We start from the raw sequence: 14,919 nt of genomic DNA, 5'->3' as shown, positions 1-14,919 counted from the left end.
TCTGCGTCTTTGCTGCTTGGCGAGATCAACAAGAAATTCTGAAGATCACGCAGAGGCGCAAAGGTCGCAGAGTAGTCGGGGATATTAAACCTTTAGAACCTCTGTGTTCTCTGTGGTTATTCTTGTCTTTATTAAAGGTGCTTAATACGCCGGCATCAGAAACACCTCACGTACACAGTTGCGTGGGTTGGCATTGATGGCATACAGCACGGCATCGGCCACATCCTGCGGATCCAGCTTGTCTGGCTTGGGTTCGTCAAAGAATGGTGTATTCACCATGCCCGGTGCGATGGTGGTCAGGCGGCCCTGCCATTCCTTCATCTCTTCAGCCAGATTACTGGCAAAGCCATGCACAAACCACTTAGTGGCGCCGTAGACTGAGCCTTTAAGGGTGATACGCCCGGCGGCAGATCCGGTCATAATAAAATGCCCGGTGGTTTTGCGTAAATGCGGCAGAGTCAGTCTGGCGGTATAGAGCAGGGCATTGATATTCAGGCTGATCATCTTATCCCATTCCTGTGGATCACCCTCTTCTGTACCGGGAGTGGAAACGCCGGTACCGGCATTGGCAAAAGCCACATCCAGACGTCCGAATTTCTCCAGCCCGGCTTTCACCACATTTTCCAGCGCCGCAAAATCGGTCACATCGGCGGCCAGACCTAAGGCATTGGATTCACCAAATTCCGCCACCAGTTTATCCAGTAATTCACCCCGGCGGGCGGTGAGAATCAGTTTATGTCCTTCAGATGCCGCTTGGCGGGCAGTGGCTTCGCCGATACCGCTGGAGGCACCGGTAATCAATATCACTTTAGACATGTTTGGCTCCTGTAAAAAATTCCTTTAAAGGGTGGCATAAGTCTGATGACAGATAAATGCAATAACCACTCAAAAAATCTGAACATTGGCTATCGGCAAATCTGATCCCCTTGAAAATATTCAGATTGCCATCAGGTAATATATTAAGAGGCAATAAGTAGCCGTAGCAAAGCCTTCGCAGGTCGCGCACCTGCGTTACAAAAAGAGCGTGCAAATACATTGAGCAAAGGAGGATGTATGAGATTTATGAAATCTTTACTATCTGTAGCACTTGCGTCAGCCGTAGTTGCACCGGCCATGGCCAAAAACCCTTATGCCCGTCCGGACGGCAGCTGGATAAGTCTTAACGGTACCGTGGTTGAATCAGACGCCGATGGTTTTATTCTCGATTACGGTGAGGGCATTGTCACTGTTGAGATGGACGACTGGGACTGGTACGGCGATGCCTATCCGATTCTTGGCGGCGATCAGGTCAAAGTTAATGGACGGGTTGATGATGATCTCTACGAGACCACCTCGATCGAGGCTAACAGTGTGTACGTTAAGGATCTGAATACCTATTTCTATGCCAATGACGCCGATGAAGAGGCATTACTGGCACCGGATATGACAACAGTGTATATCGACAATGATTTACGTCTGACGGGTACAGTAACCAAAGTCGATGGACGCGAATTTACTATCGATACAGGCCGTCGCGAAGTTACTGTTGATACCTCGCAGATGCTGTACAACCCGATGGATGACAAAGGGTTCCAGCAAATCGATAAAGGCGAATTTGTCTCGGTAACCGGGGATTTCGATATCGGTATTTTTGAGAGTAATGAACTTGTCGCCGAGAGTATTACCACTTTGTATCGGGACAAGACGAAAAACGCCGATTCATAAAGTAAATCGCTATGCGTTCAAGGCCAGCAATATGCTGGCCTTTTATTTGGCCGCTTAGATCTGCCGGTTATTTTGAGGGCTAAACAATGATTCTGGAAGCTGGAGCAAGAAATTGAGCAGGTGTCTTTTGTGCAGTGCCGCTTAACATCAGTTAAACGGTACTGCACTGCTGACATTAACATTAAAGGGTGCTGAACACTTGCTTCAGTGCCAGTTTGGCTTGATTTCTTGGCAGACAGGCCCGCATTGCGTCTTTAACGAACTGCGCTCTGTGCGCTTCCACAGCGTCGGTGATAATTTCTTTGTCACCGCGCAGGATGCGGGTGCTGCAGTTGATACTATCAGAGCCGTTTTCTGTGTAATGCACTTCTACCTTATCCGTGACCCGGACCAGCATCTGATAAGGGTAATCCTGATCGGTCAGAAAGGTATTTTCGTTGACTTCCTGCGCCGAAGTCAGCGGTGCAGGCAAAGTCAGTAGTAGTAACAAAATGACATAGTATGCGCTTTTCATAGAAACATCCTTTGGTGGTTAGGAGTTTCAAATGTAGAGCGATGGCGTTAATCAGTAAAACTAAAAGTTCTTAGGTGTGAGTTAAGTAAAACTTAATAGTTATATTTTAAGATGTTCCAGGGCTTCCCTGATATGAGCTTGCGATTCATTCACAGATTCTGGTGCATCTGCCTTCATATCCCTGGGATCCAGCACCTGCAGAATAAAGTCCTTCAATACCAGGGTTACCTCGTTGGCCGATGAACTTAACATCAGGCTGGTTTGCGCGTAGCCAATTTCAGGTAAACGATTTGTGTGCCCGAGTTTCTTCAGTGGTGGCTTAACCAGACTCTCGGGCACAGCCGCAACAGCGAGATCTGCCATCACCGCAGCCAACTGGCCGGTACAGTTTTCACTGGAATAAGCGATGCGATATTCGATGCCGGCCTCATCCAGGGCCTCAAGGGCTAGTGTCCGCCAGGGGCAGCCGTGCTCAGCCAGCGCCAGCGGTAAAGGAGACTGATTTATCGCATCACTGTTCTTGCTCACGGCCCATACCAGTTTCTCCAGGCGCACGGTCTTGAGTATCGTATCCGGTGTAACATGCAGGTTATGGGATATCAGGGCTAAATCAATTTCGCCATTCTCAAAACGCTGTTTGATCTCAATACTCTTACCCAGCACCACATCCACCTGCACCGATGGATGTGATTTGGCAAATTGCGAGAGGATAGCGGGCAGCTCATTGCTACCAAACTGTTCCGGCATCCCCAGAGTCACTTTGCCGTTTAGCCTGGGGCACAGAAACTGGCCTACCAGCTCTTCATTGAGCTTAAGCAACTGTCTGCTGTATCTGAGTAATATCTCGCCCTCGGGAGTCAGCGCAATAGAGCGAGATTTTCGCTCCAGCAGGTTGCGCTGTAGCACCTCTTCTAACTTTTTTACCTGCATGCTGATAGCGGCAGGGGTGCGAAATACTACTCGTGCGGCTTTGGTCATGCTGCCGGATTCAGCAATGGCTACGAAGGTCCTGAGCATATCAAGATCCAGGATGGGCATGACTGCGCTGCGGCAGGTTTGTGCTGAGGGCGTTATGGTGCTCATGGTGCTGGCCTGTTGTGAACAGTGAACATATTTAACGGGTACTACCTTAGCATTAAGAAAACCTTAACTCCACAACGTATACTATCAACAACCCTTAACCGTCTTCCCGGACGACGGTTGGTACCTCTAATTAAAAGCGAAAGGTAATCGCAATCCGGTTCCAGCTATTAATTTCTATGATACAGGCGATTAAATTCACCAGTTCCTGCTCACTAAAGACGGCGGTAACTTCTGCATAAACCCCGTCCGGTAACTGCTGGTCGCCGATATGGGTAATAGTCTCCGCCAATAGCAGCGCCATCTTTTCCTGCTGGTCAAAACAGTGGGCTTCGCGCCATGCCGACAGCACATCCAGCCGCGCCTGATCTTCACCGTCCCGCCGCGCTTCCTGCGAGTGCATGGTGAGACAGAATGCGCAGCCATTGATTTGTGATACCCGTATTCTGATTAAGTGGGTGAGTGATTTTGGTAAGGATGAGGTCGCCGCTTCTCCCAGCCTGATCAGCGATTGTGACAGAGCAGGCTGTATTTTATAGACCTGTTCACGGGTGAGTCGTCTAACCTTAGCGTTCATTATTAGCTCCTGTCTATATCATCGGAGCCATAACACTACCCGGATTATTTTAGTTGCTATTGTAAAATTGCGACAACTTGCGTCGACGGTATTGGCCCGGGCTGTTGCCCGTAGCACCTGTAAACTGGCGGATAAAATGAGCCTGATCATAAAAGCCATATTGCAGGGCAATATCCGATAACGGCAACTGAGGTTGTCTGACTAGCAGATTACGAATGGCTTTGTGGCGGTGCAGGTTATACAACTGACCGGGTGAAAAACCGGTTTCAACACGAAATGCCCGCTCCAGCTTTCGCCTGGCAATGCCTTTTGTCTGCAGTTGCGCGCGGATCTCCTGCGGTGCCGCGGGCAGGGCCCCGAGCCATTGTTGTATCAGTCCCGCTCGCGTATTGTGAGTTTGCATGCGCAACGTCAGAAAGCCTTCTATTCGCTGAAGTCTTTGTGAAGGCTCACGAACATTCGCTAATTGTTCACATAATCCATTAATACCGGCCTTCATCAGCAGCGCATCTGCATCAGCACCGGCCAGCTCGGCGGCGCTTAAGCCAAAAAGCGCATAGGCACCACCGGGCTTAAACCGCACCGCCGCGCAATCAAGAGGACCATCAAAGCACTTTTGCTGCCTGGTGTGTTGCAGGTTAAAGGAAACCTTAACACCATGCTGATGGGAAAAATCAAACTGTAGGGTTGCGCCACCGTCAGGATACAGATTACGGCAGCGGCCTGTGGGCTCAGGCGCTGGCCGCTGCATAGAGTAATACAGGTCAACCCAGGGACGCAGATAAGCAACCGGCTGCCTGAGCCTGAAATTAAGGGCATCTGCAGCTTCAATATTCATTGCGGATGTTGAATGCATGGTGTTCATTTCGTTATTACCCGGCGGCTATTCTACCGTGTTCAGTACTGGCTCTTAAACCCTCTTAATCGCAGTGCATTGGTCAGCACAAACACACTGGACAGGGCCATGGCCCCTGCCGCCAGCATGGGTGAGAGTAATATACCAAACCACGGAAACAACAGGCCTGTGGCCACCGGAATTAAGACGGCGTTGTAGGCAAAAGCCCAGAACAGATTCTGGCGGATATTACGCAGGGTGGCACGGCTGATGGCAAAAGCATTGACCACGCCGCGCAGATCATCGCGCATCAGCACCACATCGGCTGACTCAATGGCCACATCGGTACCTGTGCCAACGGCAATGCCCACATCGGCCTCTGCCAGGGCAGGGGCATCATTAATGCCATCGCCCACAAAGGCCAGCTGGCCATATCTCTGGCGCAGTTGTTTAACCGCTTCGACTTTGCCGTCTGGCATCACCTCGGCCATCACATCATCAATCCCCAGTTTCCTGGCAATAGCCTCGGCAGTACGGCAGTTATCACCTGTTACCATGGCCACTTTAAGCCCTAAGTGATGAAATGCCTTTACCGCCTCAACAGAGCCTTCACGAAGGGTATCTGCCACCGCGATCACGGCCACGGTTTTGCCATCAAGGGCTACATACAGCGGTGTTTTACCCTCACCGGCAAGTTTTGTGGCGGAGTCTTCAAATGTTCCAAGTTCATAACCCAGTTTTTGCAGGTAGCGATCCGCGCCGATTTCCAGGCGATGGCCTTGTGTTTGTGCCTGCACGCCCATGCCCGCATGGGTGTTAAAATCGCTGATTGGTGGCAATGACAGTTCCCGCTTTTTTGCGGCTCTGACAATGGCTTCGGCGATAGGATGCTCTGAGTTATCTTCAATCGCGGCCACCATCGCCAGCAAGGTGTTTTCGTCCATGCCTTGGGCCACCTCGAAATCGGTCATTTCCGGTTTGCCTTTAGTCAGGGTGCCGGTTTTATCCAGCGCGATAACCGAGGCACTGCGCAGCGTTTGCAGGGCCTCGCCTTTGCGGAACAGCACGCCGTTTTCGGCTGCCCGCCCGGTTCCCACCATAATTGAAACCGGCGTTGCCAGGCCCATGGCACAGGGGCAGGCAATAATCAGCACCGCAACGGCATTAACCAAAGCAAAGGTCAGTGCCGGATCCGGCCCCAGCCATAACCACAGGGCAAAGGTCAGCAGGGCCGTTAACATCACCACTGGCACAAACACCGAGGTGACTTTGTCAACCAATGCCTGTACCGGCAAGCGGGTGCCCTGAGCCTGTTCCACCATACGGATAATCTGTGCCAGTACACTGTCGGCGCCGACTTTGGTGGCGGTGAGGGTCAGTACCGAATTTTTGTTGACGGTGCCGCCCACCACCTGATCACCGGGGTGTTTTTCCACCGGCACCGGCTCACCGGTGAGCATAGACTCATCCACCCAGGAACTGCCCTCGTTAACATCGCCATCGACCGGAATACGCTCACCGGGCCTGACAATGACCTGATCATCTTTGACCAGCTCTTCCAGGGCTATATCCTTAACCTCGCCGTTACGTTTAACCCGGGCGGTTTTTGCCTGCATGCCGATTAAGCGTTTAATGGCATCGCCGGTGCGCCCCTTGGCCCGGGCTTCAAGGTAACGGCCGAGCAGGATCAGGGTTACGATCACCGCCGCCGCCTCAAAATACACGTGCCGGGTTCCTGCGGGTAATAACTGTGGCAAAAACAGCGCCACCGATGAAAACAGCCAGGCGGCTGAGGTACCCAGCGCCACCAGTGAGTTCATATCCGGCGAGCCTTTGATCAGAGCCGGAAAACCGATACGGAAAAAACGGCGGCCGGGCAGGGCAAGCACTGCGGTGGTTAAAATAAACTGAATTGTCCAGTTGGTGCCCTGGCCAAGGCTCTCCATCAGCCAGTGACCAAAGGGCGCAATAAGATGGCCGCCCATCTCCATAATAAATACCGGCAGGGTCAATAATGCCGCCAGCCACAGAGAACGTTTCAGGCTTTGCTGTTCCTGTTGTTTATGATCTGTGCCGGCGGTCGCATCGCTGCCATGAACTTTGGCGTCGTAACCGGCTTCGCGCACTGCACTGATCAGTTGCTGCGCCGTTGTTTCACCTTCGAGTATTTCAATGCGGGCCTGTTCGGAAGCGAGATTAACGCGGGCACTGATAACACCACCGAGCTGTTGCAGTGCTGTTTCCACCTTGGCGACACAGGAGGCGCAATTCATGCCAAACAGATCCAGCGTCATCATCTCTGTGCGCGCCGGGTAACCGGCATTTTGTAAGGCTTGCAGCACCTCAGACAGCCCGGTATCGGCATCGGCTGTGACACTGGCACTTTCACTGGCCAGGTTGACGGTGGCGCTGTGCACCCCCGGCGTGTCTGTCAGCGCTTTTTCGGCCCGCTTTACGCACGAGGCGCAGCTTAAGCCGCTGAGTTGCAGGTGTAGCTCTTTGTTTGCCTGGTGGTGATTGGCGGTCATGAGGTTTCCCCTGGTTTCAATACCCGAAGCCCAGTATCGTCCTTACCATAGTGTCAGGGTCAAGGGCTATTTTATGGGATTTTCCAGCGTGCTGAGAATGGCACAGGCTGGATCATCATTGCCCTTACAGGCATGGATCATCGACTCTAATGTTGTTTTCATCGACTTCAGTTCACGTAGCTTCTGATTGACCTCAGCCAGATGCGCCTCGGCCATTTCCTTGACATCACGGCTTGAGCGCTGCGGGTTGTGCCACAGCTGCAATAACCCGGCAATCTGAGGAATGGAGAAATCCAGCCGCCGTGCCTGGCGAATAAAACATAACACCTGAATATTATGTTCACTGTATAAGCGGTATCCGGCTTCACTGCGACCAGCCGGTGTAAATAACCCCTGCGCTTCATAGTGGCGGATCATTTTATTGCTAAGCCCGGTACGCTGCGCCGCTTCACCAATATTCATCAGACACCTTATCAGACAATGTTCAGTTTCAATCTGTGAAGGCAATAGTAGATGAAATCCATTTCTAACTCTAAATAACAATATCTGGTGTTGCGATGCCGGTGTTCTGACTGCTTCAGTGAACCAGGCGCAGGGTCAGTGACTGAACTTAAAACCAGGCCGGGGCATCAGGGTTCTGATTAACCAGTACAGCATAAACAAAATCACCAGTGGTGCCGGAATCCCTAACACTCCCGATTCGCGCAGAAAGTCAGGGAAGGCTTGAGCCCCGGGCCCTTCAAATAATGAACCCACAGCGATGAAATAAGATACCGACATGCGCCAGATATGCCGGGCAATGCGCTGCTTACCGGCAACATTGCCGCGGATCAGTAAGCTGATATCCATCAGGGCCGCAAAAGCGGCGATGCCGCCAATGATAAAATAGGCATCATAGGTATAACCGTGGTAGGCACCTTCGGCACTGTTCATGGCCTCAACACCTATGCCAAGGCAGATGCTGGCGATAGTGAGAATAAACACACAGCTGATGATTTCAAAAGGGTCACGGCCCAGCTGTTTTTTATTTGCGGCGTGCCAGGCGGTCATAACCAGATAGGCGGTCAGGCCCGCCGCAAACACATTGATAGCCTGTGGCAATAGCAGGGCGGCCAGCCCACCGGCGGCAGCCATTATCAACATTGTCAGGACATAGAGTTTACCGGCCCGGATGTGCCAGGCCTGGCCTTTAGGGGCAACCAGGGCCATAAAACCCGCCAGTACGGCCAGGGTGCCAAAAATAACGTGAACCCACATAATGAGAGACATGATGCTTGCTTCCTTTGATTTGTGCTGAGGTGCCGGTGTAATCTGCATGAATCCGCGAGGGTTGTCGTCCTGGCGTGACGGCGAAGACAGGTATTGACTGTCTCTGTGAGCAGGCGGACAGGTATCTGGCGCTGTCGTGGATGGGTTTTGGCTATATGATGAGTATGCAAAATGGGTAATGACTAAACATGGAAAATACAGCAAGCAACCTGGTGTTCGACATCACCCTGGCAACCGCAGGACAGATTTTACTGGCGGTGACGCTGATTTTTTCACGCTCCTCATCGCCGGTATCGCATAAGTTTCTTGCGGCCGTACTGCTGACGTTACTGGTATTAATAGCCCGCCCCGTTGTCGATGTTTATGCTCCGGCTGGCCGGGTGCTGTCATTGTTGCTGATGTTACCGGCCCTGCTTAGCTTAGGGCCATTACTGTGGTTTTATATCGCCTCACTGACCAGCGAAAAGCCCTGGCAGTGGCAGAACAAAAATTTCAGGCATTTTGCGCTGGCGATAATCGGCGCAGTTTGTGCGCTGCTTACCGGCTTGCTGCCCGATGAAATCAAAATCCCTCTGCTGACAAACGGCACAGGCGACATGAGCGGATATGTTGGTGCGCTGATGATTGCGGTATTCACGTTGGTAATGGGCTGGATTGCGCAATCTGGCTACTATCTGGTACGAATTGTTAAAAGACTGAAACGTTATCGTCAAACCCTGAAACAACAGTTTGCCAATAACGAAAACCGCGAACTGCACTGGATCACCCTGTTGATGGGGGGCTTGGGCGTTGCCTGGGTGCTGGCTGCGCTGTCGGTGATCACTGACAACCTTTACCTTGATGCTGTGCTCAGCCGCGAGGGTGGGGCGTGGATGGTATGGGCACTGGTTTGGTTATTATCGGCCTGGGGCTTGTGGCAGCGTCCGGGCTTTGAAGGCCACTATCTGGCGCCGCAGGAGGTTATTACGCCAGTTTTGGCAACAGAAAATGCTGCTAAATATCAGCGTTCCTCCCTGGGCGACGAACAGTCAAAACGCATTGCTGACAAGCTGGAAAACGCCATGCGCGACGACAAGCTGTATCTTGACTCTGACATTTCTCTGACCAGGCTGGCAAAGCATATTGGCGTGACGCCCAATTACCTGTCACAGACACTGAACGAAACACTTGGCCAGACTTTTTTCGATTATATCAACCGCTGGCGTATTGATGCCGCCAAACCCCTGATTCTGGCCAATCAGCAATCGGTATTGGATGTGGCACTAAGTGTTGGTTTTAACGCCCGCTCGTCATTCTATAAAGCATTTAAGCTGCATACCGGCATGACGCCGGGAGAATACCGGGATCATAAACCCGATGAACGGATTGTCTGAAATACTACCTGCTGAATACAGCGATATCTCGTTTCGGCACCATTACTTTGCATTCAGCCCGTCAACATATTGCAGATTTGGAAGACCATTTTCAAAGCCCCTGAAACCTTCACTATGTAGCCATTCCAGCGCGTCTTCCCGCGAATCACATATTCTGAGTTGCTGGTGCTGTTTAGCAAACTCGTCAAACCTTGATAAAAATACTTTGTAGTGCGCTGACTCGGGATTATCCACTCTGGCGAGCGTGGTATGGCCTTTCTGGTGCCACTCATTAACCGCCTCTGACCAGACCTCAGCGCTGTCTGGCGTTATGCCTTCCACCTGGCTGGTATCAGCAATAATGGCAAACTCCTGATTGGATATAGAGTTTACATACTTAGAAATCAGTTTTGTTGCGCTTTGCGATGCCTCCACATTCCATGCGCCTTGGGCGACAAATACGATAATCTCTCTGTCATGTTCGACGGCATAGATTCCATGCCCCATAAACATACTAATAACACCCCGTCGCATCATTTTGATTGTTGGAAAGTGTAGCACCCGCGGCAGAAAAATGATTTTCGGGCCAGATGACTTTTACCCAGAACACGAGAATGTGTTCTGGGTTGTCAGCGAAGACTGCGCTCAATCCTGCCGTTAATGCCGCCCGATAGCCTGGAGGGAATAACCAGACTCCAGGGTCTGTGTAGCAGCGCTAAATGGTCGTTTTGTACTGCACCGGCACGCTTTTTGGCGGTAGTGGAACGTAATCAGATAAGCTATTATTCTGGCAACGATTTTTAATGGTTCTCGCAGTTGGAACGAAGAGATCAGAACAGACAACTCCATCCTCAGGAGCAATTAGGCAGGCGACTGGTGTTACGGATCACCTTTTGGGCCTTATTGGTTCTTGTTGTTGCCTCCACTATTACCTTTTTCTCAACTTACCCGCGCTCTCAGGAGCAGATTGTCACGTCATTGAAACAAGATATTCAGATGGCACTGGTACCGACGGAGATGTTGTTTGCTCAGGTTGCTGACAATGCCGACATTCTGGCCCAGTCCTTTCTCCGCCAGTATCGTCTTCAGCAAGACCATGCACCTGGCAGTAGCGCACTATTTGACAACTGGTTTGAGCAGACTTCTGAGGGCGTCAAACGGCTGAAGCAGCAATACTTTGACGGTGTTACCGAAAATCAGCGCTCGATAAAAGGCGTGTCGGCCTTTGTCGGTAAATCAGATGAGCCGCTGGATGATGAACGCAAAGCCCGTATTGTTGCCGCCACCTTGACTCTGAATGAACTGGGGCCGGCCTGGTCAAAAGTGGTCAGCAACAGTCATTTGTCGATGCCGGAAAATGCACTGATTATGTATTCAGAGGACAGTCCCTGGGGGCGCATTGCGGACGAAAACCTGATCATGACCGATTACAGTGTTCTGCGCTCCAGCCTGCAGTCGCAGAACCCCGAACGGGAGCCAAACTGGACTGGCCTTTACTATGATTCCTCCGCCGATGTCTGGACCATCACTTATCAACAACCCATAGATCTTAACGGCAGACATCTGGCGAATGCCAGTTTCGATGTGGAACTGGATAAGTTACTGACTGATTTGCAAACAGGAAGGCATGCAGGCACAAACCACATGCTCCTGAACGATCAGGGGGATTTAATCGCCGCATCAAACATCAGTGAAAACCTCAAAAAGCAGCCTTTACTTAGCCATGATAATTATGATGAACCTTTGTATCAGTCGGTTTATGCCCTGATTAAGGCGCAGCCTGATGTAAATTCCGTACAGGTATTTGAGGATACAGTTCCGGACCATCTGGTGATTTTACAACAGGTACCCCGGCTGGATTGGTGGTATGTGGCACTCTATCCCCACGATCTTATTCGTGAACAAGCCAGTGTTCAGCCATTGCGGTTAAGCATCACCGGATTATTGATGTTGGGGCTGTTGTTACTGGTTGTACATTGGCAGGTCAACCGGGAAGTTTCTCAGCCTCTGCGCAGGCTCGCCTCGGTTGCCGGGTTAATGGATGCTAAAAACTATCAGGATGTGATTACCAGCCGCGACAAACAGTGGCGGTTTAAGGGCGAAGTAAAACTGGCGCTGGATGCGTTCAGAACCATGGCGAGACGGTTTGTGCGGGCACAGCAAAGTCTGGAAAAACAGGTTAGCGAGAGAACCGCAGAACTCGCCGAAGCCAATAAGCGCCTTCAGCATCTGGCTCATATTGACGGCCTCACCGGGCTGATGAACCGGCGCTCTTTTGATCGGGATCTGCAAACAATTTTGTCTGAAAAGAGCCCATACATTCTCGCTCTTGCCGATATTGATGCGTTTAAGCTGTTCAATGATCATTATGGGCACGAGGCCGGGGATCGGGTATTGCAACAAGTCAGTCAGTGCTTGCTCTCTCTGGATGGCGTTCTGGCCTATCGTTACGGCGGCGAAGAATTTGCTTTACTGATACCCAAAGCCCTGGTCAACGCGAATGCCTCATTCTTAACGGAGGTGGTGGCAAAGGTCGCTGCACTACAAATTCCCCATGAATTTAACAGCCGTAAGGCGGATGTTGTCAGCATCAGTATGGGGGCAGTGACGGTCACGCCGGACCGAGCCCCGGCAGAGATTATTAATCAGGCTGATGAAAAACTGTATAAGGCTAAAGAGAAGGGCGGAAACTGTGTTGAGAGCAATATCAACAAAGACTCAAGTAGGGCTTTTAGCAGTTATTGAGATCAATACCCTGCTCACCGGAAGAGGTTTTAATTTAAATGCGCCCCTTTTTATTCAAAAATTGTCTCTATGTCGGCTTCACAATAACGTCGCTTGCCACTTTTATTCTGGCGGCTTAGAGCACCGGCTTAAAAAAGCCAGGGCGTCATCGGACAGACGAAAGGCAATGCCGCCAAAATTCCAATCGGCGAATATAATATCATTTTCAAACTGGCTACAGTTGTAGGGATGCTCCCCGCCATTCAATGAAACCACCGGAATAACCCGTTGCAGGCCCAATGGTCTGATCAATGAAGTTGTCAGACTGGCTTTAAGTTGCTTGGCGGAGTGCAGTGTAGGATGCACAAGCTCTATAAGAAGAGGCGTATTGTCGTTACTGTTCTGTAGCCTCTCAACCAATTCAGCAGTTGATGACAGGATAGTAAAATCATGACCGTAGATAAGCTCTGAAGCGCTTTTCGAGGAATCCTGACTGAATTGTGACTGGTAATTTTCGAGAATACGGATTTCAGATTGACGAAGTGGTCTGTCATCGGCTGTGATCACCACCCATTTCTGAGGCGCTATTTTTTCGCCATCAGAGAGAGACCAACAGGTACTGATGATCACCAGTGCAATGCCCGACAAAGCCAACAGAGCGTTACGTTTAGACATATTTGCACTTCGTACTGGTTATTGGTTAGCTGATTAACACTACCAAATTTCCTTGTGGATGTCCGTCAGTCGTTTAAAACAGAAATTATCGAATAAGAGTGATGACCCATTGTGGGTGGGATGGTGTAATTAACCGAGTACGATGAGTGCAGATGCCCCGTTTATAGGGTAGAGCCTAAAAATGGTGGCCCCTCCCAGACTGGAACTGGGGACCTACCGATTATGAGTGTGATTTTGGCGTGTTTTTCAGTGAATTCCGATGAACGTGCATAAACAAAATAGTAAAAATAAAACCATAAATAACAGTGTCTTATAGGTGTTGGTTTTGTTTGTGGTTGTTCTCTTTGCTACATAGAAGCATAATTTTCTTGCTACATATCTGCTACATTTTTCAATCGGAGCGAAAAAATGGCAAAGCGAGAGAAGATCACGATTTCCAGTATTAAGGCCCTTACTGTGCAAGATCAGAGGGTCAACGATACCGAGGTGCCAGGTTTTCATGCCCGCATCAGTCCTGCCGGAAAAATCACCTATTACCTCTTCTATCGCATCAATGGCAAACAGGTAAATTACAAGCTGGGTATCCATGGTGAGGTCACTCCGGCCCAAGCCAGAGATCTGGCAAAAGCCAAAGCCGGGGAGGTGGCCAATGGTATTGATGTACAGGCAGCGAAGAAGCAAGCCAGGAAACAAACCCAGTTAGCCAAGCTAACCAGACTGGGAACTTTTCTGGATGAAAAATACCTGCCCTGGCTGGAAACTCGCAACAGTAAAACTGCCGAACGCACGGTGAAAACCATTAAGGCCGGTTTCCCTGATCTGCTGGGTAAACAGCTTTCAGCAATTAATGCCTGGACCATTGAAAAGTGGCGCAATGAAAAACGAAAAACTGGCGTTAAACCGGCCACCATCAACAGCTATGTGAACCCGTTAAAAGGTGCCATGAGCAGAGCGGTGGAGTGGGGTTTGATTGAAAGTCATGATCTGAACAAGGTCAAGGCCCTCAGAACCGATAACAAAGTGGTGCGGTATCTCGATAAGGTAGAAGAGGCGTCTTTGTTGGATACACTTAGAAAACGAGATGCCAGGATCAAAGCCGAAAGGGAGAACGGCAATCTGTTCCGGCAGCAACGAGGCTACCCGCTGTTACCTGAACTCAGAGATAAGCATTTTGCCGATCACCTGGAACCGATAGTTTTGCTTGCCATGAATACCGGTATGCGAAGAGGGGAGTTATTTTCTCTGCGCTGGGAAAACGTGAATCTGGTGAATGACTACCTGACAGTGATTGCCGATAACGCCAAATCCGGCAAAAGCCGCCATATCCCCTTAAATCACAAAGCCAAGCAGGCCCTAATTCAGTGGCAACAGGATACCCAGGGCACAGGCTATGTCTTTGAAGGGGAACCCGGCAAGCCGATTACGGATATCAAAAAAGGCTGGATAAAGGTACTGACAGAAGCCGAAATAGAGAATTTCCGCTTTCACGACCTGCGCCACCACTTTGCCAGCAAGCTGGTTATGGCCGGAGCCGATCTCAACACAGTGCGGGAGCTGTTGGGCCATGGTAATCTGGAAATGACCCTTCGCTACGCCCACCTTGCACCAGAGCACAAAGCCGCTGCAGTGAATCTAATCGGTTAAGTTTTGCTAATTTTGTC

The 14,919-nt window shown here is 50.5% G+C and carries 14 protein-coding genes; 4 read left to right on the top strand and 10 right to left on the bottom strand.

All coding sequences use genetic code 11. From position 1 onward, the window contains the following. Nucleotides 1–141: 141 nt before the first annotated feature. Nucleotides 142–816 (bottom strand): SDR family oxidoreductase, encoded by a 675-nt coding sequence (locus AT746_RS14410; RefSeq protein WP_062481472.1) that lies wholly within the window; start codon nucleotides 814–816, stop codon nucleotides 142–144. Between the two features lie 237 nt (nucleotides 817–1,053). On the opposite strand from AT746_RS14410, the gene AT746_RS14405 reads away from it, so the two are divergent. After that, nucleotides 1,054–1,704, top strand: a complete 651-nt coding sequence (locus AT746_RS14405) for a hypothetical protein (RefSeq protein ID WP_062481470.1) — start codon at nucleotides 1,054–1,056, stop codon at nucleotides 1,702–1,704. Between the two features lie 181 nt (nucleotides 1,705–1,885). On the opposite strand, the gene AT746_RS14400 is transcribed toward AT746_RS14405, so the two are convergent. From AT746_RS14400 to AT746_RS14370, 7 genes are all read right to left on the bottom strand, one after another. Beyond that, complete coding sequence (locus AT746_RS14400; RefSeq protein WP_062481468.1) at nucleotides 1,886–2,218, bottom strand: hypothetical protein; 333 nt, start codon at nucleotides 2,216–2,218, stop codon at nucleotides 1,886–1,888. Between the two features lie 99 nt (nucleotides 2,219–2,317). After that, a complete protein-coding gene (locus tag AT746_RS14395; protein ID WP_082633291.1) occupies nucleotides 2,318–3,301 on the bottom strand; it encodes a LysR substrate-binding domain-containing protein in 984 nt (327 codons plus the stop codon). Nucleotides 3,302–3,431: 130 nt separating this feature from the next. Next, a complete protein-coding gene (locus tag AT746_RS14390; protein ID WP_062481466.1) occupies nucleotides 3,432–3,875 on the bottom strand; it encodes a carboxymuconolactone decarboxylase family protein in 444 nt (147 codons plus the stop codon). Between the two features lie 49 nt (nucleotides 3,876–3,924). Beyond that, entirely contained in the window at nucleotides 3,925–4,731 is an 807-nt protein-coding gene (locus tag AT746_RS14385; RefSeq protein WP_197414266.1) for an AraC family transcriptional regulator, read from the bottom strand. A 41-nt stretch (nucleotides 4,732–4,772) separates the two neighbouring features. After that, nucleotides 4,773–7,238 (bottom strand): heavy metal translocating P-type ATPase, encoded by a 2,466-nt coding sequence (locus AT746_RS14380; protein WP_062481463.1) that lies wholly within the window; start codon nucleotides 7,236–7,238, stop codon nucleotides 4,773–4,775. A 66-nt stretch (nucleotides 7,239–7,304) separates the two neighbouring features. Continuing rightward, a complete protein-coding gene (gene cueR / locus AT746_RS14375; protein ID WP_062481462.1) occupies nucleotides 7,305–7,700 on the bottom strand; it encodes a Cu(I)-responsive transcriptional regulator in 396 nt (131 codons plus the stop codon). Nucleotides 7,701–7,835: 135 nt separating this feature from the next. Next, nucleotides 7,836–8,507, bottom strand: coding sequence for a hypothetical protein (locus tag AT746_RS14370; RefSeq protein WP_156413710.1), 672 nt, complete (start codon nucleotides 8,505–8,507; stop codon nucleotides 7,836–7,838). A 188-nt stretch (nucleotides 8,508–8,695) separates the two neighbouring features. On the opposite strand from AT746_RS14370, the gene AT746_RS14365 reads away from it, so the two are divergent. Continuing rightward, entirely contained in the window at nucleotides 8,696–9,880 is a 1,185-nt protein-coding gene (locus AT746_RS14365; protein WP_062481457.1) for a helix-turn-helix transcriptional regulator, read from the top strand. A gap of 42 nt (nucleotides 9,881–9,922) precedes the next feature. Here the strand turns inward: AT746_RS14365 and AT746_RS14360 are convergent, their stop codons facing one another. Next, complete coding sequence (locus tag AT746_RS14360; RefSeq protein ID WP_062481455.1) at nucleotides 9,923–10,372, bottom strand: hypothetical protein; 450 nt, start codon at nucleotides 10,370–10,372, stop codon at nucleotides 9,923–9,925. 303 nt (nucleotides 10,373–10,675) lie between these two features. Here AT746_RS14360 and AT746_RS14355 point away from each other — a divergent pair, with 303 nt between their 5' ends. Then, complete coding sequence (locus AT746_RS14355) at nucleotides 10,676–12,604, top strand: GGDEF domain-containing protein (protein WP_156413709.1); 1,929 nt, start codon at nucleotides 10,676–10,678, stop codon at nucleotides 12,602–12,604. A 102-nt stretch (nucleotides 12,605–12,706) separates the two neighbouring features. Here the strand turns inward: AT746_RS14355 and AT746_RS14350 are convergent, their stop codons facing one another. Beyond that, nucleotides 12,707–13,258, bottom strand: a complete 552-nt coding sequence (locus AT746_RS14350) for a hypothetical protein (protein ID WP_062481452.1) — start codon at nucleotides 13,256–13,258, stop codon at nucleotides 12,707–12,709. 408 nt (nucleotides 13,259–13,666) lie between these two features. Here AT746_RS14350 and AT746_RS14345 point away from each other — a divergent pair, with 408 nt between their 5' ends. Next, a complete protein-coding gene (locus tag AT746_RS14345) occupies nucleotides 13,667–14,902 on the top strand; it encodes a site-specific integrase (protein WP_062481449.1) in 1,236 nt (411 codons plus the stop codon). Nucleotides 14,903–14,919 lie beyond the last annotated feature (17 nt).

This window comes from Lacimicrobium alkaliphilum (assembly GCF_001466725.1).
Taxonomy (GTDB): Bacteria; Pseudomonadota; Gammaproteobacteria; order Enterobacterales; family Alteromonadaceae; genus Lacimicrobium; species Lacimicrobium alkaliphilum_B.
Note: the sequence above shows the minus strand (reverse complement) of the source record. Positions and strands in the feature narration are given on the sequence as shown.